Genomic DNA, 295 nt, shown 5'->3' with positions numbered 1-295 from the left:
CCGCAAGGTGTAAAAGCTCTGTATATTTGCAAGGCTTCCAATCCCGCAAAGTCTTTCTAAGAACATGTTTTTACATTGTCGATATGATTCAAATAAGGCATCCAGAACCGCAAATGTATCTTCATTTGCCGGAACAGTTTCAAGTTTTACACATTTTTCAACTATGTTGCGTCTGTATCTGTATTGTTTCTTCTGCTTCTTTCGTTTTTTCAAATTAAAATCCTCACATTTTACTTTCTATAGTTAATATGCAGGATTTTTTTTCAAAGCGGGACAATTTTTGCGAAAAAAATAC

The 295-nt window shown here is 33.9% G+C and carries 1 protein-coding gene; it reads right to left on the bottom strand.

Going from position 1 to position 295, the window contains the following annotated elements; genetic code table 11:
• Positions 1-213, bottom strand: a 213-nt coding sequence (locus tag PZH32_RS13185) for a hypothetical protein (RefSeq protein ID WP_275208706.1), incomplete at its 3' end; no start/stop codon positions are given.
• Positions 214-295 lie beyond the last annotated feature (82 nt).

Origin of the sequence: Adlercreutzia equolifaciens (assembly GCF_029076695.1) — a bacterium.
GTDB lineage: Bacteria > Actinomycetota > Coriobacteriia > Coriobacteriales > Eggerthellaceae > Adlercreutzia > Adlercreutzia equolifaciens_A.
The sequence above is the reverse complement of the archived record's forward strand: the minus strand, read 5'-3'. Positions and strand labels throughout refer to the sequence as shown.